Below are 25,416 nucleotides of genomic sequence, written 5' to 3'. Positions count from 1 at the left end.
AACCTCACTTTTTGGTAATTTTAGTAGTTTTTAATTTTAGAATATGGGTAAACTTAGCTGTTGAACTTGAATTATAGTTGACGTAGAAAAATAATCAAGGATAGCATTAGCTACATATTCAGCTAGTTTAACAGGAACGGCATTACCAATCATTTGCTCTAAATTTGTTTTTGAACCTTCCCAAATAAAGTTATTAGGAAATGTTTGAATATAACTTCTTTCTTGAGTGGTTAAAGGACGAACATTTGACGATAATTCTACAACATCACCAGGGTGTTTTTGATAGGTTTTAGGGATAGGTCGATTAACACCTCGTATGGTTGGACTAGGTTCATCAATACTAAAAATACCTCGTCTTTTATAACTTCTAGGATGTCTATAATAATACTCTATTCCCAGTTTTTTACCTAAATAGTCTCTAACTGTCATTGATTTTTTAGATAAGTTCTTTTCTAAATATGGAATAAGTTCATGATCTTTTCCTTGATGAATACCAATCCAAAAAAAACGTTTTCTTTTTTGAGGAACACCACATAAACTCGCATCTAAAACTTTTTCTGTAATTCCATATCCTGCTTGTTTTAAAATAGTTTTAGCTTGAATATACTTATTAGTTTTATTAAATCTTGCTACATTTTCTAATACAAAAACTTTAGGTAAAACTTGAGTTACGATTTTAGAAAAAGCAATGGTTAAATCTCCTCTTCCTAAGTTTTCATCGCGTTTTCCTGCACTAGAAAAATCTTGACAAGGAGGACCACCCATAATTAAATCGGGATTTAGACTTTTGAATTTTTCTAGATATAATTCATATTGACTGAGATCCCATTGATAGATGGGATGATTAAAATTTTTCCGATAAACATTAACAGCAGTTTCCCAGTTATCGTAAGCAGCAAGTATGGTATATCCTGCATTTTCAAACCCTAATGATAGTCCACCACATCCTGCAAATAAATCAATTACTTTCATCTATAAAACACTTAATCACATACTCTATATATTTTAAATCTATTTCACTCGAATAGATTAGGTGTGTTAAGAATAATTGCATCAAATCTTCTTTCTGGACTCAATAACTTTTCTCCACCTCCTAAAATTATATTATTAATTTCTTCTCGTTTAATTCTTGGATTTGTTAACTCTGGTGATTTCATATATTTGTGAGTTCTAGAACCACTTAAGGCAAAAGCTTTATCATTTTTTGTATTCAAAGATATCTCATCTATAGTAGCTGTATGATTAATTTTACTGCTATTAGCAAAGTCATACAACATTTTTGCTAACCAAACAACACAGCGTTTATGACGGGTTATTTTATCTGAATTTAATTCTGATTTTGCTGCATCTATAAACAAGCGAGTAAAAGCTAAATTACTCCACATAAATATATCTAAACAATTATCATGAAGTTTAGCTGATTTTCCTTCCGTTTTCCAAACAGGTTCCATGATAAGGGGAATTTGACTATCAAGACAAGAACTGATGACAACATCAATTATTGAAATTAGTTCATTGATAACAGGTAAAATATAACTAGGAGATGTCCAATCTTTAATTTCATTACAAATTGGATTCAAATAATCTTTTAACCCTTGTCTATCATGTTGATATGCTTTAGCGATACTAACTGATAAATAAACAATTGTTGGTGGTCTAACGACAATTTCACTACCATATTTATCATCGGTCAGTTCACAAGTTGTATTATCTGGTAAAGCAGTTAATTTAATTTCTATTCCTCTTAAACAAAGATTATTTTGACTGATATCCATAGTCACTAAATCTATTCTTGGTAAATTTCCAATTACAATATCTTGATAGGGTAAATAATCTCTTTCAAATGCAAAAAAGAAATTAGGTGAATTATAATCTAATCCAAATAGAGAAGATAGATCAATTTTGCCATGATTAACTGTTAATTTATGATCGAGAGTTAAATAAACTGGTTGTAAATTTTTACAACTCATGTAACAAGCTAATGCTGCTGGGAAAGAACTATTAAATTGATTTTTACCCCAACTTGATTTTTTACTAAAGTCTCGATTAGATTGATTAATTCCGAATAATCTAGGTTGATAATTGTCACTCATTACTATAACTTCTACCTCGCCATTGTTTCGGTTTTTGTAAAGAAGATAAAAAGATTCTCAACACTGCTAAAGGATCAGCGAAAGGAGACAACCAAAATAATAATGATTTAACCCATAAAGACTGATCTTTGTAATAAGAAGGAAAAACAGCAAATAGTAGGGCAAAACGAATAATAACTAAAACAAGATTTAAAGCGATCGCCAATTCCAAACTCAGAAAATTATAACCAACTAACCAAAAACTAACAAAAATAATTAATAACAATAAAGGTGCAGCTTGAGTCAATAATAATAAAGCTAAATCACCCCAAACTTGAGGAGTAGAAGCAGCATCCTTAAGATCCAGCGATCGCCCCCATTCTTTCCAGGTTTCTTGGACACCTTCGTACATTCTCACCCGAATTAAGTTTTTACCATCCAAAAATCCCACCTTAAAGCCCTTTTTCGCAGCTTCACGGGCTAAAGTAACGTCATCACAAAAAGAACCAGCAGCACAAGTATAACCATCCAATGCTTCTAAAACAGAACGACGGGACAAGAAACATTGACCATTAGCCATCACCCGATCTGGGGTTTGGTTTCTCACTCCAGCCGAATCAAAACGATACAATAAAGTCATCAATAAAGCCGGTTGTAACAACCATTCCCCTGCATCCTTGAGGATAAACTGAGGAGACAAGGAAACCAGATCGTAACCTTCTTCCTCCGCAGCCTTAACTAAACTAGCCACTAACCCTCGTTGAGGTTGGGTATCAGCATCAATACCCAACACCCATTGACTACGAGGAGAACTATATAAAAAGCCATTATGTAAAGCCCAAGGGCGGCCAACCCATCCCGAAGGCAAAGGATCATCGGTGATCAAGCGAAAACGGGGATCTTTAAGTCCGGCCGTTTTAACCAGTTCTTGGGTTCCATCTTGAGAATGACTGTCAACAATAATAATTTCTCGTACTTCATAATTTTGTTGTCCCAACCCCTCTAAACAGGGTGTAATACGTTCTGCTTCGTTGAGGGTAGGAACCACAACACTCACTTTCCCCAACATTTCAGGGTCGGGTAATTGAGGTTTTAGGGGTGGGCGACGGATCGCCCCTTTGAGCAAACGGGACAATAAAATAATGGTTGCTGTTCCTTGGAACATTAACACAGACAGAGAAATAACAGCGATAACCGTATCATTCAACAAAATAGGAACTCCATGATCCATGATTCATTGTCAATTATCCATTATTAAATGACACTTTGACGAGATTTTCAGGAATATTTGCCTCGGTTTGGCTATCAGCTAGACGGTACAACACCAACACGGGAAGTAAACCGACGATTAACCCTAATAGAACAGGGATATAGATGCCGGCTGCTAAACTCATGATCATGGCAAAGGCAAAATTGCTGACATAGATAGCTAAAGGTAGTCCTAAGTTGCTTTGGGGAAAATTCAAGGGTTTCACTTTCCAAATTAAGGTAGCAACGGTCATAAATACTGCACCGGTACCGAACCATCCAGCAAAGTTTTGATAAGGCATTCCAAAAAACGCCCCAGGTTGTTCCCAAATCCAAAAAGGCATAGTGGTTTGACTCATGGCTGGATCTAAAACGAAATCCCAAGCGGTTAAGAAAATAGACCCCAAGGCGATGGAAGCGACCATTTTTAACCAATTCTGAGAAATTTTATTATTTAATCCTGCACGGGCAATTAAATAAGCACTAAATCCTAAATAAAACCAAGATAAGGGGATGGTAAAGGGAACTAAACCAGCAATTTTGCAACCTAACCCTGTTAAATAGCGATAGTGACCAAAAGGAAAGCCGGTACTGGTTCCCAGTAATTCACTGGTCAAGGAGATACCTAAGGCCGGTAACATAAAGCCTAACCAATGCCAAAACCCCAAGGTACGATAAGCATAGACGGCAACGGCGGACATTCCTAATAACATATACATTACGCCACCGCCAGCCATAGACCAAGCAAAGGCGGTTTTGCCGATAGGGGGTAAACTGGCGATAAAATCGGGATTGGGCAATACTAACAATAATCCTGCTAAACCAAAGGCCATGGATAATATATGGCCGATCACAAGAGTGCGTTCCACGCGCATAAGGGTAGTCATGTGTTTCTATCAATGTCTGTGGGTTACACTCTAGTTTACAAAACTTTATGAAAAAAATATAATACTCGACTCCAGTTCTGGTTTCTGGTAGGGTTAAATTGATTTATTTCAAATGCAGTATATATGAACTATAAAATTGATTCTATAAAAATCTTACGGATGAATCAAGTATATAGAGTGACCGACCTCGTATTTTGCAGAGGAATTAGATGGCAGGAAGATAGAGAAACTATTCTTTGTGATCCTAGATATAGAGAGACTATTTTATATAGCTACTTGACTCAAAAAAGATATGAGAAGGATCTTGAAACCTTTGAACGTGTGGTTAGAGATCATCGACTCAAATATGAGAAGCCCTCACCCGATTCTTTAGTTATACACTTGAGACTAGGAGATGTCATGGATGATATAAATGGTAGACCACTCTACGGAAAATCTCGTAAAATTTATCACGATTTAGATTTGATAGGTCTGCCAAGTTTGAAACATACAACCATTGTGACAGCCTTACACTTTGGCGCAAATCCAATGAACAATAAATATTTCTATAGCGATATTGCAAAAGAACGAAGTTTTGAAATATTTCAGCTATTATCAGATACATTAAAAGTTCAAGGACTAGAAGTTGCTTGCAAATCCACTGAAAATATTGATGAAGACTTATGCTTTATGTCAGGTAGTAAATACTTTGTGAAAGGTTTATCTCGTTTCTCTGATTTAGTTGCTACCTGCATGGATAATGGTTCCTTGATATGGTCTCCAGAGGGTGGCCAACCTTATAAAAAAACCAGAATCAATTCTTTTACAAGACAAGCCAAAAGTGAGATGTCTCGTTTATACTATTTTTTGAAGAACTATGTTTCCTAATTTATGTTCTAAGGTTGACAGGGTGACAAAAATTTAGAAAAACTGATTAAATAATTAAGAGAGATTTGGACAGTGATAATTGGTTAAATTTTTAATTTATCTTGTCATATTTTAAAGCACACAACAAGCTGTTGTTAAGATATTCTCTATTGCTCAAATGATCACTCATCCATAACTTTTTACTGGTAGCTGATAATTGCTTCAATACTGATCATCGTAGTCATCATCATCATCGTAGTAATAATCGTCTCGATATCTTGGTTGTTGCTTTTGACGACTTTGTATTTTTACTTTGATAATTTTCCAGAGTTTTTTGAGGCGCAAATCTAACGAGAATCCCCGTTTTGTTTGAATAACAATGGTGTTACTAACCTTATCATGAAAGGCTTGATTATATTCCTCATCGCCGATGGCCAACCCACAATCAATAATTAGGGGAGTGATAAATATTAACATGGATAAACCATTCTTAAAATTAATATTTAATCCCACCATTGCTAACATAGCAGCAAATCCTAAAATTGCTTCTCGTTTGGTTAATTCTTTTAAACCGGGAACTCGTAGAAATCTCAGATCAATAACTTTAATATCAAAAGACCAACTTCCTAAACTTTGACCTTTATTTTTTTCTACAATAATGACCCGTAAAATTAGCCAGACAACCAAGAAAACTAGGTCTTTAACTAATCCTTTGAAGAAAGAACTTAAAAACCAGACGGTTACAAAATCGAGTAAAAAAGCATAGGCACGGCGATCTACAGGAACTTTAGGAAAGCGTCTATAAGTGGGGGGTAATTGATTAGAATCCATACATTTTTCATCTATTTAAACATTGTTTGAAAGGCTTTTACTTTTAAATCAATTCCTGTAATAGCAGTTCCGACAACAACAGAATAAGCACCATAATCTAGAGCTTTTTTTGCCTCTTCAGGAGTAGAAATTCCCCCTTCTGCAATAATCGGAACGTTTAATCTTTGTCTCATTTCTTCTAATAAGGAAAACCCTGGAGGGTTAAACTTTTCGGTTTCTCTGGTATACCCATAAAGGGTAGTTCCCACAAAATCTGCCCCTGCGTTAGCTGAGGCTATGGCACTTTCTATTGTATCAACATCAGCCATTACTAATTTTCCTGATTTTTGGTGAATATTGTTGATTAAATCGGCTAATTTTTCTCCTTGGGGACGTTTTCTTAAGGTGCCATCGATGGCAATAATATCTGCCCCTGCTTCTGCGATCGCCTCTGCCTCTTGATAACAGGGTGTTATATAAATATCATACCCTGAATAATCTTGTTTCCACAGTCCAATAATAGGAATATTTGGTAATTCTTTTCTGACTTGTTTAACATGATGGGGGGTATTAATTCTAATTCCTTTTGCCCCTTGATTAATGGAAGCTTTGGCAATAGCAGCAATAATTTTTGGTTCAAATAATGGAGAATCAACCGGTGCTTGACAAGAAACAATTAAGCTAGATTTTGGAATAATCATAATAGAAAATTTAATTCTTTAACTGGTAACTGATAACTGGTAAGTGCTAACTGATAAATTTTTACTTAATTTCTGATTCATTATTGTTGAAAATTAAAGCATTAACGCGCTTTAATAAAAGATTCGGTTGGATTGGTTTAATTAAATAGTCATCTATGCCAATTTTAGAAATTTCCGTCCATTCTTTGGAAGTAATGTTATCTCTTAATACTAACACTTTTATGTCTTTAGTTTCTGGTAATTCTTTTAAGGATTTATTAATTTTTATCACCTCTGATATATCTTGATCTAATATAATTACTGATGGTTCAAGTAGTTCAATTTTTTTTATTACTTTTGATCCATCCATTAACCAAATAAAGTGATAGTTTGCAGCTGTTAATAATTCACCGATTAAAGTAGCTATTTCTTCATTACTTTGTACTAAGACTATAGTTTTATTTTTTGTAAATAATGCTTGATTTTTGTCTGAATTCTTACTTGATTTTTTTTTATTTTGAGGTTGATTAGGAATTCTAACAGTAAAGGTAGAACCCTGATTTACAATAGATTCTACTTCGATTGTTCCCCCATGCAGTTCTACTAATTGTTTAGTTAATGCTAACCCTAAACCTGTGCCACCATAGATACGTCTACGAGAGTTTTCTAATTGTTGAAAAGACTCGAACAATAGAGGAATTTGTTCTTCTTTTATACCAATTCCTGTATCTTCCACTTGCAAACAAAATTGATTATTTTCTCGCCAAATTCTTAAAGTAACTGTTCCATTTGTCGAGGTGAATTTTAAAGCATTATTCAATAAGTGATATAGTATTTGTTGAACCCTTTCTGGGTCAGCAAAAAAATTATCTTGTTGATCCTCAATCTGGAGATCAAGTTCTAATTTAATACTACGAAGTTTTGCTTCACTATTAACTTTTTGAATAATATTATTAGCTACTTTTTGCAACGAGAATTCTTGAACTGCCAACACATATTTCCCTGATTGTAAGTTAGAATATTCTAGAATTTCATTGATCATATCTAATAAATTATTACCACTATTTTGGATGGTTTTTAAATATTTTTTTTGCTTATCTATAGGCAAATTTAAGCCCTCTTGTGACCAATGTAATAAGGTTCCCGATAAACCAATAATACAAGTTAAAGGAGTGCGTAATTCATGACTCATATTCCCCAAAAATTCGCTTTTAGAATGATTCGCTGCTTGAGAAGCAATTAATGTATCTCGAAGTGCTTGGGTTCTTTCAATAACTCGCTGTTCAAAGGTATTTTTTTGTTCTTGAACTTGAGCATATAATTGTGCTTGATAAATAGCAACGGCTAAATGCTCTCCTATCTGGCCTAAAAATGCTTTTTCACTCTCTAACCATTGTCGTTTTTTGAAACATTGATGAGCAATTAATAATCCCCATAATTTACCATCAACAACAATAGGAGCAATTAATTTAGATAATACCCAATATTTTTCCAAAAATTGGCTTAAACATAAGGAAGCTGAATACTGTATTTGTACATCGTCAATAGCAACAATTTCCCCTTGACGATACTTATGTTGATATTCAGGTGTATTAGCAAAACAAACATCTTCTGCCAAAATCTTTAATAAGGAAGGAATACTCTCAGAAACCAGTGATTCGTAGGTTACTAAACCCCTATTTATTTCTAAATTTTCTGACTCATGATTTGAGATATTTTGTTTATTAAATTCATAGATAACTAAACGATCAACCTGCAAAAAAATGCGTAATTCTCTAACGGCTGTTTCTAAAATAACCGATAATTCTAAACTTTGATGAATTTGACCAATTAATTGATTTAATAATCTTTCTTGAGCAACTTGTTGACGCAATGCTTCTTCCACTGGTTCACAAGTTCTTAGTCCCTCGTACATCACTTCTGAATTTTCCGAGAATTCAGGTACTAAAATGTTCCATAAGCGACCGTTAAAATGGGTTTGTAGGGAGTTTACTTCGGGTAAATGAGGTTCTATATAGGGAATCAATCTTTTGCGCCAAGGAGAGCTATTATCAAGGTGCTGCTGTAACTTCTGGGTAAACTCGGAGATCGCTTGGGGATCGCAAGTAATGATAACCTGATAGGATAAGGATGAAGCATTGAGTGTGCCTTGCAATAACGCACATAATTGGGACGATAGCAGCAAATAGAATTTTTTTGCCCCTAAAATCTCAGCAATATTTTTTATTTCTGAAGATATTATGGAATCGTTAACTAATACTGCTGAAGAACCTTCTATCTCCATTAGCTCTCGCCAAAGAGAACAAAGTTTCTCGAATATACTTACAGGTAAAGTTCGACGTAAAATAGATTTTGAAACAGGATTCATCACATTGGACAAGGCTAGAGGAAAAGAGACATAATCCTTCAATAGAATCTCTCCGTTTTCCTATCCTATACTGAAAGTTGATTTTCTTTAAATATTAAGGAGTTGTAATGCACCGTATAGCAGCTACCCCTGGAGGTTGGAATGCTGAGCAAGAGGGAGTTATCTTTATCGAACAAAATCAAGCACCTATGGTATTTTTAAGCGCAGCAGATACGGATATTCAAAGTTTAGCTGCTTGTTTGCCTTTTCTCCCTGCTAATTTTCCTGCAATACGTGCTACAAATATTCTCCAATTACAACAACAATTGAGTATTGATACTTATGCAGAGGAGGTATTATCCCAGGCTCATGTAATTATTATAAGGTTATTGGGAGGTCAGTCTTATTGGCCTTATGGGTTAGAAGTTATTAAAGAAATTGCTGAATTAAATAACATTACTCTCTTCATTTTACCTGGGGATGATCATATAGATGAAACTTTAATGAGTCATTCCACCGTTAATTTTTCTCACAGTCATAAATTATGGCTTTATTTAACCCAAGGTGGTCAAGAAAATTGGCTAAATGGTTTAAAATTTATTTCTGATCTTTGTTGGCAAACTAATTATAATCCTCATAGTCCTAATCTTGTCCCTAACTTTGGTATACATAAGACTCCCTCGTTAACGACGGAGTTTAAAAATAAAACTAATTTTCCTAATGTTGTTATTCTCTTTTATCGTTCCCATTATTTAGCCGGAAATTTACAACCGATTGATGCTTTATGTGAAAGTTTATTAAATAAAAAAATTAATCCTCTTCCTATTTTTATCTCTTCTTTACGTGATCTTGATATTCAAAATAAATTGATTGATTACTACCAATCTTTAACAGATAATCCTATCCATTTAATTTTGAATACAACCAGTTTCTCTTTAGGAAAAATAGACGATCATTCTTGCAGTGATTTATGGCAAACTTTAGACATTCCTATCTTACAAGTTATCTTTAGTAGTGGCACAAAAGAACAGTGGAAAAATAGTTTTCAAGGATTAAATCCTAGAGATGTTGCCATGAACATTGCTCTCCCCGAAGTTGATGGTAAAATAATCACTCGTGCTGTTTCTTTTAAATCAGTAGCAACCTGGAATGAAAAGTTAGAAACTGATGTTATTGTTTATGAACCTGTAGAGGATAGAATTAATTTTGTTAGCGAGTTAACTGCTAATTTTATTAAGCTTAAAAATACGCCAATTAATGAAAAAAAAATTGCTTTAATTTTAGCAAACTATCCCAATAAAGATGGAAGAATAGCCAATGGTGTAGGTTTAGATACTCCTGCAAGTTGCATCAAGATTTTACAAGCATTACAACAAGAAGGATACAATATTGAAAATATACCAGAAACAGGAGATGAACTTATCCAAAAGTTAACCCAAGGTATCACCAATGATCCCGAAAGTAAAGAATTACGTACCATTAATCAATCTATTTCTTGTACAGAATACGAACAATATTTTAAAACCCTACCCCTAGAAACTCAACAACAAATTACACAGCGTTGGAGTGATATTCCCGAAGTTAATAATGTTACGTCTTATCCTATTCCTGGTATTCAATTAGACAATATTTTTATTGGTATTCAACCATCCCGAGGTTATGATTTTGATCCTAGTTTAAACTACCATGCACCGGACTTAGAACCCACCCCCAATTATTTAGCTTATTACTATTGGTTAAAACATCATTTTCAAGCAGATGCTATTATCCATGTTGGGAAACATGGTAACTTAGAATGGTTACCTGGTAAAAGCTTAGCTTTATCATCAAATTGTTATCCAGAAATAACTTTAGAAACTATTCCTAATTTTTATCCTTTTATTGTTAACGATCCCGGAGAAGGTTCCCAAGCAAAACGTCGTTCTCATGCAGTTATTTTAGACCATTTAACACCACCTTTAACCCGTGCAGAATTATACGGAAATTTAGAACAGTTAGAAACATTAATAGATGAATATTACGAAGCACAAACCTTAGATCCCAAACGACTCAAAATAATCAGCGATCGCATCAAAAATTTAGTGTCAGAAACTAATCTCAATCAAGACTTAGGAATAAATAGTCTAAATGATGATAGTTTAGCTCAATTTCTAACACTCGCTGATGGTTATTTATGTGAACTGAAAGAAGCGCAAATAAGAGACGGTTTACATATACTAGGAACTTGTCCCCAAGGAACACAGTTAAGAGATTTAATTATCTCTATTAGTCGTCACCCTAGTTTGAATAGAATGGGTTTAATTACAGCAATAGCAAAAGATTTTAACTTAGACATTGATCCTTTAACTGCTAACTTAGAAGAGCCATTTTCTTGTTCAAATTTATCTAAAATAATACCCGAAGAGATTGATCCTAAATTCAAAAAATGCCGAATTATTGGTGATGTCATCGAAGTCTTAGAAACCTATGCTCAAACCTTAGTTAAAAATCTAGTTAATACTAATAATATTGACAATATTAATAATTTTACTTGTACCCAAAAAGAACTAAACTGGAGCAAAACTTTTTTACTTCCGAAACTCTATGAAACCCACCAAGAAATCACCAACTTATTAAGAGGTTTAAACGGAAAATATGTCCCTAGTGGTGCATCCGGCGCACCCACTAGAGGGAGACCAGAAGTTCTCCCCACCGGACGCAACTTCTATTCTGTGGATATCCGCGCTATCCCCACCCAAACTGCTTGGGATGTGGGTAGAAAAGCAGCAGAAGTCCTCATTGAGCGTTATACTCAAGATAACGGAGAATACCCCCAAACCCTCGCTATTTCCATCTGGGGTACTTCTACTATGCGCACAGGAGGTGATGACATTGCCCAGGTGTTAGCTTTATTAGGAGTACAACCGATCTGGGATGGTTTATCCCGTCGTGTGGTAGATTATGAAATCCTTAAACCATCGGTATTAGGGCGACCCCGTATAGATGTAACGGTACGGGTATCAGGATTTTTTAGAGACAGCTTCCCCAACTTACTACAGCTATTGTACAAAGTGATTAAAGATGTGTCAAGCCTCCAAGAATCAAAAAGTATTAATCCCCTTGCTGCAAAGGTAGAAGAAGAAGAGGAATTTTGGCAGCAACAAGGGTTAACAAAAGAACAAGCAAAACTGAAGTCAGTTTATCGAATTTTTGGCTCAAAACCAGGTGCTTATGGTGCTGGTTTACAGGGATTAATTGAGGCACAAAATTGGCAAAATGAGCAAGATTTAGCCAAAGCTTATATTAATTGGAGTTGTTATGCTTATGATCAAAATGGAGTTGGTCATGGAGTTCCTGAAGTATTTGAGAGACGTTTAAAACAGTTACAAGTTGTCTTACATAATCAAGATAATCGAGAACACGATCTTTTAGATTCCGATGATTATTATCAGTTTCAAGGAGGCTTAACTGCTTCTGTGAGGGCATTAACAGGCAAAAATCCTGAAACTTACTTTGGAGATAATTCTATTGCTGCTAATCCTAAAGTTAGACGATTAAAAGAAGAAATTTCTCGGGTATATCGTTCCAGGGTAATTAACCCAAAATGGATAAAAGGTGTAATGAGACATGGTTATAAAGGGGCTTTTGAAATGTCAGCAACAGTAGATTATTTATTTGCTTATGATGCCACAGCAAACTGTGTAGAAGATTTTATGTATCAAGGAGTAGCAGAAGCTTACTTATTTGAGGAAAAAGTACAACAATTTATTCAAGAAAAAAATCCTTGGGCTTTGCGAGATATGGCCGAAAGATTATTAGAAGCAAATCAAAGAGGATTATGGCAAAATGTTAATAGTAATACCCTTGATAACTTAAGGAATATTGTGCATGATGCAGAAAGAAAAATTGAAGAAAAATAAGTTCTCATAAAAAAGAATCTTTCAGATTTTCATTGAGTAAATGTAAGTTAAAATGAGTAGAGTTTAATTCTAAATTTGATATTTGTCCAACATTCAAGATAGAATAGAGAACGTGTCAAATTTTTCTCGTTTTAAATGTAACAAGTATTATGGCTCATGCAACCGATATAAAAGCCTTTGCCCGTTGGATGTGCGCTGATTTTAGTAATCAAGAACAAGCCTTTGAAAATCCGCCTTTTTATGCTCATATTCGGGTTTGTATTCGCCCTTTACCCATCGCTAATTTTCCCGAACCTAGTTTATTCTTAGAACAAGCTTATGATTATGCCTTGAATCAACCCTATCGGGTACGGGTATTAAGACTAAAAATTGTTGAAGGAAGAATAGAATTAGAAAATTATAAACTTAAAGAAAAAGAAGCCTTTTTAGGCGCGTCCCGTAATCCAGAAAAATTAAAAAAAATCACCCCTGATGATCTCGAATTAATGCAGGGGTGTGATATGTTTATCGATTGGACTGGAAGCAGTTTTAAAGGAGTAATTAAACCCGGTAAAAATTGCCTAGTAATTCGTAAAGGGAAAGAAACTTATTTAGATAATAGTTTTGAAGTAGATGAGCAAAAATTAATTAGTTTAGATCGGGGCTATGATCCGATTACAGATGAATTAGTTTGGGGATCAGTTGCTGGTGCATTTCACTTTCAACCTCGTCAAAGTTTTGCCGATGAAGTTGAATTTTAAACGCTTAATTTCGGTTAATTCTACCTCCATTTAAAACCTGATCAATCCGTATTTGATGGGGGGTTTTATCTGCCTCACTGCTGCCTCCTATCATTTGCGTACAAGCAGCACTACTAAAACAAGACTGGATATCTTTTTCTGTTTCTTCCCTAGCTGATTCTTCAGGAGTATTATTATTGTTTAAATCTGTTTTTTCTTCGGGATTAACATTAGAATTAACAGGAGTAGAAGGAACAGAATTAGAATTAGAGGCAGGAGAACATAACCCAGATAAATCCAGAGTATTTCCCCCTTGATCAATACCATAGCAACCAGGAGAAGCATTGACATTACTGATAATTAATGTTGCCCCAAGTAAAGAAGAAACAATAATTATCCCTGTTGTTAAAAATGACTTCATAAAATTTGCCTATCCTTCAATAAGTATTCACTTAGATCGTAATCTTTCACTATCAGGATAGGCATCGCTGAATTTACGGAAACATATTGTTAATATTAGTTAAATTCCTGAGAACTTTCTAACTTAGTTTTAATAACAGTGGGGATTAATTCTAAAATTTGCTCTACCGTATCATCAGCAGTTTGATATCTATCAATAATAATTTGTAAATCACTTTGAGCATATAAAGAGCGACGTTCTTCTAATAAAGATTCTAACTTCAAACTTAAATCCGTTTTTTGTAATAGGGGACGAGTAGTATCCTTCGCCAAACGTTTGGTCAAAAGAGGAATAGAAACATCCAACCAAACAATTAAACCATGATGTAAATAACTCCAATTTTTGGGTTTCAAAACGCTACCACCTCCCGTAGAAATGACACTTTTAGTACAAGCTGCTAACTCAGAAAGAACCTCAGTTTCAAGCTGCCGAAATGTCTCTTCTCCTTGACTAGCAAAAATATCATTAATACTCTGCCCAGTTACTTTTTCAATTAACACATCACTATCAAAAAAACGATAATCTAAACGCTGCGCTAACTTTTTGCCCACCGTTGTTTTACCCGTCCCCATCATACCCACCAAAAATACATTAACCCCTTGAAGTAACTGTTGCATAGTAATTGTCAGAATTGAGAAATAATTATCCATTTTACATCTCCCCACACTCCCCATACTCCACACACTCCTCACACTCCCAGTCATACCAGACTTCCCTTTGAACTCAGAGAGAGATTGTGTTAAATTTTGTAATGAGGTACAATGCCAATTCTAATCTTGACCCCAGTGGAAAGATGTAAAAGAGGCAACGGCATAGTAAACTATCCATACCATCCAATTATCCATCCTTAAGTCGATAGCGGATTACAGCTTAAATGTTTTCTAAACAAGTTACAGATTCACCCGTTTACAAATGGTTTAATGATCGTCTAGAAATTCAAGCTATTTCCGACGACATCACCAGTAAATACGTTCCCCCCCACGTTAATATCTTCTACTGTCTTGGTGGAATTACCCTAGTGTGCTTTATTGTTCAGTTTGCCACTGGGTTTGCCATGACCTTCTACTACAAACCAACAGTTACCGATGCTTTTGCTTCTGTTCAATACATTATGAACGAAGTAAACTTCGGTTGGTTGATTCGTTCTATCCATCGTTGGTCAGCCAGTATGATGGTATTAATGATGATCCTCCATGTCTTCCGTGTTTATCTAACAGGTGGCTTCAAAAAGCCTCGTGAGTTAACCTGGATGACAGGAGTTATCTTAGCGGTTATTACCGTTTCTTTTGGAGTAACAGGATACTCTTTACCTTGGGACCAAGTAGGTTACTGGGCGGTTAAAATCGTATCCGGTGTTCCTGCTGCTATTCCCGTTGTGGGAGATCAAATGGTTGAACTGCTCAGAGGTGGCCAAAGTGTTGGACAAGCAACCTTAACCCGTTTCTACAGTCTCCATACATTCGTTTTCCCCTGGTTAATTGCAGTATTCATGTTAGCCCACTTCTTAATGATTCGTAAACAAGGTATTTCTGGTCCCTTGTAAACCGTATCTGAGAATAACTAAGGGTAATCATTCACCAACCCGGCCCTGAAAGTGCAGGGATTGCCTAGACCAATCTAGGTGACGCAAGAGGTGAATACAACATTGAGACACAGCTTGGTACACACTTCCGAATACCTCCCTAGTTCGGACTATCTGTAAACCCAATTGGTTGGGTGCTGTTAGACAGGACATCTTAGTTGTGTTGTGGGAAGGGACATCTATACGAGTTTGCGAGTCTCGGCCTTATGGGTGTTTCAAAACTCGCCCCCGTTAGGGGATTCTAAAGCTGTCCAAATAGGACGGATTTTCAGACCGAAAATTTTCGATGAAAATCCTGCTGATCCTAATACGTGAATAAGGAGAAATCAATAAATGGCAATTGAAAAAAAGCCAGATCTAAGCGATCCTAAATTGCGCGCCAAGTTAGCCCAAGGAATGGGACACAACTACTACGGTGAACCTGCTTGGCCCAACGACTTACTCTATGTGTTCCCCGTAGTTATCTTCGGAACCATTGGTTTGTTAGTGGGTTTAGCGGTACTTGATCCCGCTTTAGTTGGAGAACCTGCCGATCCTTTCGCAACTCCCCTGGAAATCTTACCTGAATGGTATTTATACCCCGTTTTCCAAATTTTACGGGTTCTTCCCAACAAATTACTAGGAATTGCTTGTCAAGGTGCTATTCCTATTGGTTTAATGTTAGTTCCTTTCATCGAAGGTGTTAACAAATTCCAAAACCCTTTCCGTCGTCCCGTTGCAACTGCTGTGTTCCTCTTTGGAACCGTAGTTACCTTATGGTTAGGTGCCGGTGCTACTTTCCCCATTGATGAGTCTTTAACTTTAGGCTTATTCTAAGAATAACCTGAAAGGGTAATTTTTTACCAGCGGTCGTTTCTATTTCTGTTTAGAAAAGAGCGATCGCTGGTATTTTAGTTGGGGTTTGCTCAATAAAAATTGACCTTCAGTATTTCCATAAAGATATGCCTACATAAATCCAAAGTAATCCTAACTCAGCTAACCAAAATAGTATGACTCCTAGTGTTCTATCAATATATGGTATTGATAGAATAATACCAACAATAAACCCTGATATACCAATAAGAATGTGTAAAATAGCAATAATTCTTCTCCTAATTATATATCTTGAAGCAATAAGATTCCTGAGATTATCTAAACTTGTATTTTTCCAGATGAAAGATGCTGAATAAATAAGGATTAGTGAACTTATGATTCCCAGTAAAATCGTAATTATTTCTAGACCATCAATATAATCCCAACGCCTTAGTAGATAGAAAATACAGCATCCAATTATAACCATTGAAGCAATAAAATCTAAAAAAGCAATTAGCCTGCGTAAATAAAAATGAGTTTTAGGAAAATTTAAGATATTTTTAACCCTGATAACTAAATACTTTAAAAATCCTCCACCTTGTAATTTACGAAACTCTTTATTTGGTAAAATTTCCTTTTCAATTACTTTTGCTTCTTTTTCAGAAAGACTTAAAACATGACTTTTATAATATTTTAAAATTCCACAAGTTTTCTGTGTTAAAGGAAGGGTTTGCTGTTGTAATGCTTCCCGATAACGCTGTAAGTTCTCTAAATTTTCTGTATAAAATTCACAAACTTGACTTTTAATTTCCTCAGCTTGTTCATCGGTTAACTTTAACTCTTGTTGTTTGAATTTTAGATTCTCAAGAGCAATATCTGAAAGCTGACCATTATCAACAGATTCTTCAACCAATTGACGATATTCTACTTCTAAAATATTTTGTGCGGCTCTACTTAAAATAATTTTTGAGCCATCTTTAAACAAATAAATTTCTGGCTTCATTTTTGATTGAGTCGCTTCTTCTACTTTCTCTTTAGCATAATCATGAAGTTCTTGAATAGTAATTTTTCCATCATTATTACGATCAGCAGCACCGTTTAAACCCTCAATTAAATAACGAGTATAAATCCCTGAACCTTCTTTTTCAAAAGACTTTTGTGCTGAACTAGAAGAGGTTAAAACTGCTTGTCCTTCTCCACCAAACTGCTTTTGTAAATTGAGAGTATCATGTCCCCTTGATTGCCAATTTTGAGCAAATGCACCACTATAACAACAATCGAAAATAATTATTTTTCGTTTACATCTACTTTTATTCAAAATATCATGAATAAAACTAGCACGAATAGAATTAAATTCAAAGTCCTTACGATTACTACTAGAAGTTGCTAAATAGAGACTGTCATTATCATCTAAAAGTCCATGTCCTGCAAAAAATAAGAGGGCTAAATCTTGTCTTTGACAATTGCTAAATAATTTACCAATTTCTATTTGAATAGTCTCTAAATCTGGGTTCAGTAAAGCTTTCACTTGATCAAACCAACCCAAATTTTTATCTTCAAGAACTTGCTTCATATTTTCAATATCATTAGTAACAGCAGGAAGAGATGGTAAATCTCCTTGATATTGGCTAATACCAATTAATAAAGCAACTTTTTTTGGGGGATTATTAGTCATTTTTAAATCATTGCATTCTATCTAAAATTGCTGTAATAAATGCTTGTGCTTCAGGTAATTGATTACTTTTTCCTTTATATTCTATGCGACCATTTTCTAATTCAAGAGTAAGTGTTACCGAATTATCCAAGCGATCGCGTAAAATAGTAAAGACGTTTTTTATATTTTCTAAGGAAACCTCTGCTTTGATAATATTAAGTAGAGTATCAAGTCCTCGATGTCCTTTTTCTGGATTAATATCTTCAGCTTTAGTAACATTTTCTACTTCATCAAGTTTCTTTAATTGACGTAATAATTTGGTTGCGATACTTTGTTGTTCTTCCTCATCTAAGTCTGGAGCATCAACAGCAAATGTAAATCGAAGTTTAATCGATTCAGTCATGGGAGGAATTTTAGCTTTTAAGGTTACTTCTTAATTATAGTTACTCAGATATAAATAAAAGACTCTGTGTTTAAAAATGTTAACTTAAGTATGTAATTATTAATCAAACCCTTCAATTATTTAAAATCACATTTTAGTTATACTAAACATAATAATATTTTCCAAGTAATGTTGTTAATTCCTTCTTTTACTCTAGTTTTTTCTAAAATTACCGCTTAATTTCTTTTGGAAAGTCAGAAAATAATAAAGATTTATTTAACTCCCCTTGTTGATTATAAAATTTAATTTTTCCTTGTTCATTACATAACCATACTTCCAAAGCTTGCGCTTCTAAATACAAATCTTTTTTAAATTGTAATTCATCCACACTATTGCCAACCGATTTAACTTCTATACAAATTTCTGGTGCAATAGAAGCTGATACTTCATCTTGAATAATATCAAATCTTTCCCCTGAACACCAGACTACATCAGCAACTTTAACCCCATCAGAAGTATTAATGGCGCATTCTGGCATTACTTCACCTCTATTCAATAAAGATTCTAATAAACGTTGAATTCTTCCTTGATAAAAAGAATGTTTAATCTTTACTGGACTCATTATAATTTGTCCCCATTTATTCAATTCAATCTTAAATGGTAAATCTTGTAACTGTTTATGTTGACAAACTTCTTCCCATTTCATCTTTTTTTACCTAAACTAAGAGCAAATTCTATTCCTAAAGATTGTTTATGATAATTGTAGTGAACTATTTCAGCTACAATGGTGGGTTGCGACTGATTCTTATATTCCTATATTCCTGTAACAACCTAAATTTTAGCCGTCTAACCCAACTTTAATGCTTTTTTTACCTAAACCAATAAACCAATTTTAAGGTGTATTACCCTAGACTAATACACCCATAAAATCTTCTTAATTTGCAACTAAAGTTGATACCATCGCTGATAATAATTGTTCTGGGGACACCTTAAAAGGTAAACGATGAATATCGGAATTAGGATGACAAGTTACTATGGCGGCCTGACGTAATTCTTCTAAAGTTACTCTAGACAAACCCAAGTCTTCTAAACTTCTGGGTAAGCCAATTTCTTCATAGAATTTTAACAATTGTTGTCGAGATGTAGCCGCTAATTTATTACCTTGTATCATCTCTTCTAAACGCAATTGAACTAATATCCCATAAGCCACTTTTTCCCCGTGTAAGGCATGGTGTGCAGCCGGAATATGGGTTAAGCCATTATGGACAGCATGGGCAGCTACAGTGCGACAATTTGCCCCTCCTAAACCGCCAATGACTCCAGCTAATAGGACGGTAGCGTTGACCACTTCTCGCCAGTCTTCTCCTCCTATCCTATCCAAAGCAGCATTAGATTTTTGTAAGAGAATATCCCTTAATACCCTCGCTTGTTGTACCGCAGCAATGGTAAGAGTAGCTTTAGAGTGGCCACTACTAACAGACGCTTCGTACCATTTCGCGATCGCATCTCCAATACCAGCAACTAAAGTGCGTTTTGGGGCTTCTTTAATCAAATTATAGTCTAAGATCAATAAGTCAGGACAACGGGATAATGGCACGTCGTATTGAAACACCCCTTGATTAGAATAGACGTTAGAAAGGGCTGTCCAAGCTGCGCAAGTTGCCCCAGAGGTAGGAATAGTAACAATTGGTAATTGTTGCTGATGAGCCAATAATTTAGCTGTATCTAAGGCTTTTCCCCCACCAACACCAATAATCAAGTCAGCTTGATGATTTTGGCTTGCTTCGCTCAGGTTTTTTAGGGAAGTTTCCGAACAATCGGGGGCATAGGTATCAAACGCCGCCGTTAGTTTAAATTGTTTAAAAATTGGCTTTAAATGGTATGAAATTAGCTCAAGTGTTTGCTTACCTCCCACCACTAAAGGACGCTTACCTAAACGAGAGATACCTTCTCCTAGTTGGGAAATAATTCCCTCCCCTTGAATCACTTGAGTTGGAGAAACGAATAAGGAGTTAAGGTTGGTGGTAACTGGAGTAATTTTAGTGGTTGTGGTTGGCATTCTATTACTAGAAACAAATACTATTATCTAATTTTAGGATAACAAATTATCTCAAAGAGAATGTTTTCATATTTTTTAAGACCTCACCGTTAACCATAGGGTTTAAATTAGGGTTCCTCGTTTTTTTTGTTCCCTTTCAATAGCTTCAAATAATGCCCGAAAATTACCCTCTCCAAAACCTTTTGCTTGTTGTCTTCTTTCAATAATTTCAAAAAAGAAAGTGGGTTGCTCAAATATCGGTTTGGTAAATATTTGTAGGAGTAAAGGATGACTATTGTTCCATGATTCTTTTTCGTTTATTTCTTCTTCATCTAGTAAGATATTTTCTTGAACAATTTTCTGCCATTCTTCAGGTTCAAACTTTAAGTTTAAGTTTATTTTAGCCAATTTTTCATAGTAAGTATTGGGAACATTTAAAAAAGTCAAACCATTTTGACGTAATTGTTGAGTAACCTCAGCAATTTTATTAGTTCTTAGGGCAATATGTTGAATACCGGAACCGTTATTAACATCTAAGAATTCTTGAATTTGAGAATTCTTAGATATGGGTTCATTGATGGGCAATTGTATATTACTTACGGGATGAAACATTACTTGAGAAGATAATCCTGATTGTGGTGTTTCTATTTTAAAGAATTGTTTTTTCTCAAATTCTAAAACTTTCTCGTACCATTTGATAGTTGATGCCATCTCTCCTTTTGGGACATTTAACACTAGATGATCTAATTCTAGAAAATAATTTTTATCAACTCCATTATTTTGTCGTTTTTTTAGCCATTTTCTCGGTAAGATTGGCGTAAAACCTCTTCTTTCAAAAAGAGTATGAGTTAATCCATTTGCAGAATAAATTTCACTCCACTTCAAATAACCTTGACTATATTTCTTTTCTTGTATTATTGCTTTAATACCGTTTTCAAAAAGATTATAATTTGCCACTATTTTTTCTAAATTATTCACTCTCAAAGCTACATCAGCAATACCAGGAGGATGAACTTCTAAGTATTTAGCAACTGGACTTTGGCAAGATAAGGGAGAAGAAATAACAAAAATAATCGGGTTTTTCTGGCTTCCAGTTTTGACAATTTCGGTATTGGTATGCTCATCACTTCCACCAGCAATAGAGTAAAACCCCATGACATTAATAAACCACTTTTTCCAGTAAACTGTATCCTTTACATATAAATGAATGTGATCAATTTCTATGTTTATTTCTTGGTTAAGTTTTTCTTTGAAAATAATATCAGTTGCAAAAGAAGTCATCAGAACAATATACATGAAGAATAATTCCAATGACAATGATAATTGATTTTATCTGGATTGAGCAACTTAATGATTAAACTATAAAATAAAGATTAAGAATAAATTAAAAAATAGAAAAAAATCAGACCCTAAACCAGAGAACGAAGATAATTAATTAATCCCTTAAGATTACGAGATTGATAGTAAATCAAAGCACCTTGAGTTCGTCCCTTTTTAGATTTCAATGCTGAAACAGTAAGATTAACTTTTTCTTCTTCCTTGTGATATTTTAACCGTGTATTAGAACTATAAGCCAATAAATGCCCTTGAGACATCACCAAGTCTTGATAAATGGTTTGTTTGATAACTCCTCCATAAGCTGCAATAAATACCCTACCCTTCCCTTTTAATTTAGTTTTTAATAACCCTTCTCCAGCGAACCAACTGCCAAACCCGGCCCAGTAATTTTTGATTTTAACGCCTTTGGTATAAGCTAAACATACCCCCGGTTGTAAACAAATTGAGCCTTCAGATAAATCAATCCGTTCAATATCACCAATGGTTGTCTGACTCAAAACCACTGTTATGGGATACTCTGTTTCATTGGTCACATAATCCACAAAAACGTCTGCTCCACCCAAACATTTTCTCAATAAAGCAGATAACCAAAACCCACAAAACTGGGTTTTGATTGTTACCTTTCCATCCATACTGATAATAGAATCGGTTTTAACTGTTATTTTTTCTCCTGGGTTGAGGGTGACAAATAAAGCAGCAAAAGCGGGGCGACAACTGACTGTAAATAGCACTGGTTAGGGATTAATTATGAAACCGTTAAAAAAGAGACTAGAAAGAATTAGGTCTAGTCCCTATGTTACTTGATTTTCGCTTAAAGAATAGCTTTAGTCATCTAAAAAGATAGGACGTATAGATTCAACCCATTGGTCAATTCTTTCTTCGGTTTTTTCGCTTTGATTAACTTCATCAATGGGAAGTCCTACAAATTTATCATCGACTAAGGCCGAAGAATATTCAAATGTATAACCTTCGTTGGGGAATTCTCCCACTAGGGTAGCTCCCAAGGTTTTGAAATGGTTATACATTTTACCCAATGCGCTGACAAATTCCGTACCATGATCAACTTGATCGCCGGCACCAAACAAAGCGATGGTTTTACCGCTAAAATCAGGTTTTTCCAATTCCATTTCAAAGAGGGGATCACGCCAATCGTTTTGTACGTCTCCGGCTCCCCAGGTGGAACAACCCAATAATAAGTAATCATAGTCGAGAAGTTGATCGTATTCGTCAAAATCCTCTTCCATACTATAAAGATCGCATTCCTCCTCCCCTAATTTTTCCCGTATGGTGGTAGCAACTTCTTCGGTGATTCCTGAGGTACTCCCGTAAAAAATGCCAATTTTCGCCATGATCAAGACTCCTGACTTTTTATGTGTAGTTAAATAATACAGATGGAATCTAGATTCAGGTTTTTAACAACCAGAATATTTAATAAGTGTCCAAGTTATCTCCTCTCTATTTTTGAATATAATCACTCAATTAAAGAAAATCTGTATCCGTTGTACTTGCAAATTTTGTTATTTTACGAGATAATTACGCCAACTTTACTAATAATATAAATATAAAAATAAATCACAAAATATTACAAATTGCTAAAATTAACAGGGGCTAATAGCTATTGACCCCTGTTTGAAGTAGATTTTCTGTCACGTTGTTGGTTAGCCCCGAGGAAAACGCCGATCTTGTAAAAAAGGTGGAATATCTAATCCTGTTGGTTTAGCTGGTGGTGCTTCTTCTTCTTCTTTTTTGGAAGTGTTAGGGGTGGCTATATTATGAGTAGGAGTGGAAATAGTTTGATTATTGGGGGCATTTTCTCCCTCAGAACTAAACCCAGTAGCGATCACTGTGACGATCACCTCTCCTTGAACCCGTTCGTCGATCACGGCACCAAAAATGATATTAGCATCTGGATCTACTACATCAAAAATGGTTTCTGCCGCAGTGTTGACCTCGTGTAAACTCAGATCATGACCACCAGTGATATTGAAAACAACTCCTTTTGCCCCTTGGATAGAGTGTTCTAACAAGGGTGAAGAAATGGCGGATGAAGCTGCATCATTGGCACGAGATTTACCCGATCCTATACCTATCCCCATTAACGCTGATCCTGCATCCGCCATAACGGCACGAACATCGGCAAAATCCACATTGACTAAACCAGGAATCGTAATAATATCGGAAATCCCTTGTACACCTTGTCTAAGAACATTATCAGCAGCGAGGAAAGCTTCTCTTAGGGGAGTTTCTGGGGAAATAACCTGCAACAATTGGTTATTGGGGATAATAATCAAGGTGTCAACGTTATTTTGTAGATCGCTAATACCTTGACCCGCTTGTACCATGCGTCGTCTACCTTCAAAGGTAAAGGGACGAGTAACCACCCCAACGGTTAAGCAACCCTTTTCTTTGGCAATTTCCGCCACAATGGCAGCAGCACCGGTTCCAGTGCCTCCACCCATACCGGCGGTGATAAAGACTAAATCTGTATCCTCAAGGGATTCGGCGATCTCGTCACGGGACTCAACAGCAGCCTCTTTCCCAATATTAGGGTTTCCTCCGGCTCCTAAACCTTTGGTTAATTTTCTACCGATTTGTAAGCGATGAGGGGCAGAAGATTGAGTGAGAGCTTGAGCATCGGTATTCATTGTCCAAAACTCAACCCCCATTAGGTCACTTTCGATCATGCGATCGACGGCATTACAACCGCCACCACCAACCCCAATGACTTTGATTCTGGCAATGTTATTTGGCACAATTACATTTCTCCTACTGGCTTCTCCAGGGTTTTCTGGGGGGTCGTTCACTTGGGAAAACGGGACGGCACTGCTCTGTCGCTGATAGCTGTCTACAGCATTGGTCGTCTCGGTGGATTCGGTATTGTTTAGGCTGGAATGATCGCGAGTTAGTTTATCACTAAGAATCATTGTAATTGGCGGGGGTTAATTATTTTGGTTCAAAAATTTAGCATGATCTAAATTAGTCTAATCTAGAGTACCACTGCTTAATACTTAGATTAGTAATTGATCTATAAAGTGATTTACTATATCAGTGCCTACTATGAATAGTAGATTATTGGGTTTCTTTTGACAAATTTCCTGTTCTAGTTTACCAAAATACCGCCCCAAAAAAAAATACTCTGACCTGTCTAGAAACGTTAAGTTTCGATTAAGGTCAGATGGTCAATTTTGATTTAATCTATTTTATTTTTAGCTTTTTCTAAGCATCCACAACGAAACCAGGAACGCGATCGCTATCTATTTCTTTACCTGTAACAGACTTGGCTAGTGTTTCAAATGCCTCAGAATTCCAGTTTCTTTCGTGGATAGTTTTGGTCTGCTCACCACGAAAATATGCTTGTGTCCCAATTACAGCAGCAGCAGCCCAACCAACAACTAATAAGGAAATGACGAGGGTTAACATAAAAGTTTTCTCCTTTGCAAATATTTATTAACTTATGTAAATAAATGTAACAAACTATTGCCAAAAGAAGCAACCTCTTCTAAGTACGGTTTTTACGACATGGGTATCTTGAGTGTGGGGAGACTGGGAGACTGGGAGACTGGGAGACTGGGAGACTGGGAGACTGGGAGACTGGGAGACTGGGAGACTGGGAGACTGGGAGACTGGGAGACTGGGAGACTGGGAGACTGGGAGACTGGGAG

24 protein-coding genes are annotated in these 25,416 nt (G+C 35.5%); 5 read left to right on the top strand and 19 right to left on the bottom strand.

Features of this window, described 5'->3' with window-relative positions:
* Positions 1-36: 36 nt before the first annotated feature.
* Genes QNJ66_RS11375 through cruF form a run of 4 tightly spaced genes read right to left on the bottom strand, consistent with a single transcriptional unit; the run spans position 37 to position 4,207 of the window.
* Positions 37-972 (bottom strand): DNA cytosine methyltransferase, encoded by a 936-nt coding sequence (locus QNJ66_RS11375; RefSeq protein WP_300506636.1) that lies wholly within the window; start codon positions 970-972, stop codon positions 37-39.
* Between the two features lie 44 nt (positions 973-1,016).
* Positions 1,017-2,093 carry a HindVP family restriction endonuclease gene (locus QNJ66_RS11370; RefSeq protein WP_300506632.1) on the bottom strand — a complete coding sequence of 359 codons (1,077 nt, stop codon included), beginning with the start codon at positions 2,091-2,093 and terminating at the stop codon, positions 1,017-1,019.
* On the bottom strand, positions 2,086-3,303 hold the full coding sequence (cruG, locus tag QNJ66_RS11365; protein WP_300506630.1) for a 2'-O-glycosyltransferase CruG: 1,218 nt from the start codon (positions 3,301-3,303) through the stop codon (positions 2,086-2,088). The genes QNJ66_RS11370 and cruG overlap by 8 nt, the downstream gene beginning before the upstream one ends.
* A 13-nt stretch (positions 3,304-3,316) precedes the next feature.
* A complete protein-coding gene (gene cruF, locus QNJ66_RS11360) occupies positions 3,317-4,207 on the bottom strand; it encodes a gamma-carotene 1'-hydroxylase CruF (RefSeq protein ID WP_300506628.1) in 891 nt (296 codons plus the stop codon).
* A gap of 123 nt (positions 4,208-4,330) precedes the next feature.
* Between cruF and QNJ66_RS11355 the strand changes: the two genes are divergently transcribed.
* Complete coding sequence (locus QNJ66_RS11355) at positions 4,331-5,074, top strand: hypothetical protein (protein WP_300506625.1); 744 nt, start codon at positions 4,331-4,333, stop codon at positions 5,072-5,074.
* Positions 5,075-5,275: 201 nt separating this feature from the next.
* Here QNJ66_RS11355 and QNJ66_RS11350 read toward each other — a convergent pair whose 3' ends face one another.
* The 3 genes from QNJ66_RS11350 to QNJ66_RS11340 all read right to left on the bottom strand — a co-directional run bounded on the left by QNJ66_RS11350 (position 5,276) and on the right by QNJ66_RS11340 (position 8,911).
* Positions 5,276-5,884: an RDD family protein gene (locus QNJ66_RS11350; protein WP_300506622.1), complete on the bottom strand. Its 609-nt coding sequence runs from the start codon at positions 5,882-5,884 to the stop codon at positions 5,276-5,278.
* A gap of 11 nt (positions 5,885-5,895) precedes the next feature.
* Positions 5,896-6,564 (bottom strand): N-acetylmannosamine-6-phosphate 2-epimerase, encoded by a 669-nt coding sequence (locus QNJ66_RS11345; RefSeq protein WP_300506620.1) that lies wholly within the window; start codon positions 6,562-6,564, stop codon positions 5,896-5,898.
* Between the two features lie 61 nt (positions 6,565-6,625).
* Positions 6,626-8,911, bottom strand: coding sequence for a GAF domain-containing hybrid sensor histidine kinase/response regulator (locus tag QNJ66_RS11340; protein ID WP_300506617.1), 2,286 nt, complete (start codon positions 8,909-8,911; stop codon positions 6,626-6,628).
* A 107-nt stretch (positions 8,912-9,018) separates the two neighbouring features.
* On the opposite strand from QNJ66_RS11340, the gene cobN reads away from it, so the two are divergent.
* Together cobN and QNJ66_RS11330 are read left to right on the top strand one after the other, a co-directional pair.
* The gene (cobN, locus tag QNJ66_RS11335) at positions 9,019-12,789 is read left to right on the top strand and encodes a cobaltochelatase subunit CobN (RefSeq protein ID WP_300506615.1); all 3,771 of its coding nucleotides are present in this window, start codon (positions 9,019-9,021) and stop codon (positions 12,787-12,789) included.
* A gap of 149 nt (positions 12,790-12,938) precedes the next feature.
* The gene (locus tag QNJ66_RS11330) at positions 12,939-13,529 is read left to right on the top strand and encodes a chromophore lyase CpcT/CpeT (RefSeq protein WP_300506612.1); all 591 of its coding nucleotides are present in this window, start codon (positions 12,939-12,941) and stop codon (positions 13,527-13,529) included.
* 4 nt (positions 13,530-13,533) lie between these two features.
* On the opposite strand, the gene QNJ66_RS11325 is transcribed toward QNJ66_RS11330, so the two are convergent.
* Together QNJ66_RS11325 and QNJ66_RS11320 are read right to left on the bottom strand one after the other, a co-directional pair.
* Positions 13,534-13,929 carry a shikimate kinase gene (locus QNJ66_RS11325; RefSeq protein WP_300506610.1) on the bottom strand — a complete coding sequence of 132 codons (396 nt, stop codon included), beginning with the start codon at positions 13,927-13,929 and terminating at the stop codon, positions 13,534-13,536.
* 95 nt (positions 13,930-14,024) lie between these two features.
* Entirely contained in the window at positions 14,025-14,618 is a 594-nt protein-coding gene (locus QNJ66_RS11320; RefSeq protein ID WP_300506607.1) for a shikimate kinase, read from the bottom strand.
* Between the two features lie 224 nt (positions 14,619-14,842).
* Here QNJ66_RS11320 and petB point away from each other — a divergent pair, with 224 nt between their 5' ends.
* Positions 14,843-15,511 carry a cytochrome b6 gene (gene petB, locus QNJ66_RS11315; RefSeq protein ID WP_300506604.1) on the top strand — a complete coding sequence of 223 codons (669 nt, stop codon included), beginning with the start codon at positions 14,843-14,845 and terminating at the stop codon, positions 15,509-15,511.
* Between the two features lie 372 nt (positions 15,512-15,883).
* Entirely contained in the window at positions 15,884-16,366 is a 483-nt protein-coding gene (gene petD / locus QNJ66_RS11310; RefSeq protein ID WP_300506602.1) for a cytochrome b6-f complex subunit IV, read from the top strand.
* 106 nt (positions 16,367-16,472) lie between these two features.
* Here the strand turns inward: petD and QNJ66_RS11305 are convergent, their stop codons facing one another.
* The 10 genes from QNJ66_RS11305 to QNJ66_RS11260 all read right to left on the bottom strand — a co-directional run.
* Positions 16,473-18,017: a caspase family protein gene (locus QNJ66_RS11305; RefSeq protein ID WP_300506599.1), complete on the bottom strand. Its 1,545-nt coding sequence runs from the start codon at positions 18,015-18,017 to the stop codon at positions 16,473-16,475.
* Positions 18,018-18,024: 7 nt separating this feature from the next.
* Positions 18,025-18,399 (bottom strand): hypothetical protein, encoded by a 375-nt coding sequence (locus QNJ66_RS11300; protein ID WP_300506596.1) that lies wholly within the window; start codon positions 18,397-18,399, stop codon positions 18,025-18,027.
* A 208-nt stretch (positions 18,400-18,607) separates the two neighbouring features.
* Entirely contained in the window at positions 18,608-19,084 is a 477-nt protein-coding gene (locus QNJ66_RS11295) for a Uma2 family endonuclease (protein WP_300506593.1), read from the bottom strand.
* Between the two features lie 228 nt (positions 19,085-19,312).
* Positions 19,313-20,437: an iron-containing alcohol dehydrogenase family protein gene (locus QNJ66_RS11290; protein ID WP_300506590.1), complete on the bottom strand. Its 1,125-nt coding sequence runs from the start codon at positions 20,435-20,437 to the stop codon at positions 19,313-19,315.
* A gap of 102 nt (positions 20,438-20,539) precedes the next feature.
* Positions 20,540-21,697 (bottom strand): 4-hydroxyphenylpyruvate dioxygenase, encoded by a 1,158-nt coding sequence (hppD, locus tag QNJ66_RS11285; protein WP_300506587.1) that lies wholly within the window; start codon positions 21,695-21,697, stop codon positions 20,540-20,542.
* A 128-nt stretch (positions 21,698-21,825) separates the two neighbouring features.
* Positions 21,826-22,485 (bottom strand): TIGR00266 family protein, encoded by a 660-nt coding sequence (locus QNJ66_RS11280; protein ID WP_300506584.1) that lies wholly within the window; start codon positions 22,483-22,485, stop codon positions 21,826-21,828.
* 93 nt (positions 22,486-22,578) lie between these two features.
* Positions 22,579-23,103 carry a flavodoxin gene (locus QNJ66_RS11275; protein WP_300506581.1) on the bottom strand — a complete coding sequence of 175 codons (525 nt, stop codon included), beginning with the start codon at positions 23,101-23,103 and terminating at the stop codon, positions 22,579-22,581.
* A gap of 309 nt (positions 23,104-23,412) precedes the next feature.
* On the bottom strand, positions 23,413-24,678 hold the full coding sequence (gene ftsZ / locus QNJ66_RS11270) for a cell division protein FtsZ (protein WP_300506579.1): 1,266 nt from the start codon (positions 24,676-24,678) through the stop codon (positions 23,413-23,415).
* 292 nt (positions 24,679-24,970) lie between these two features.
* Positions 24,971-25,174, bottom strand: coding sequence for a hypothetical protein (locus QNJ66_RS11265; RefSeq protein WP_300506576.1), 204 nt, complete (start codon positions 25,172-25,174; stop codon positions 24,971-24,973).
* Positions 25,175-25,228: 54 nt separating this feature from the next.
* A partial coding sequence (locus tag QNJ66_RS11260; protein WP_300506573.1) for a hypothetical protein occupies positions 25,229-25,416 on the bottom strand: 188 nt, incomplete at its 5' end.

The sequence above is a fragment of the Crocosphaera sp. genome (genome assembly GCF_030064895.1).
In the GTDB taxonomy this organism is placed as follows: domain Bacteria; phylum Cyanobacteriota; class Cyanobacteriia; order Cyanobacteriales; family Microcystaceae; genus Crocosphaera.
This window is presented reverse-complemented; position numbering and strand designations above follow the sequence as displayed.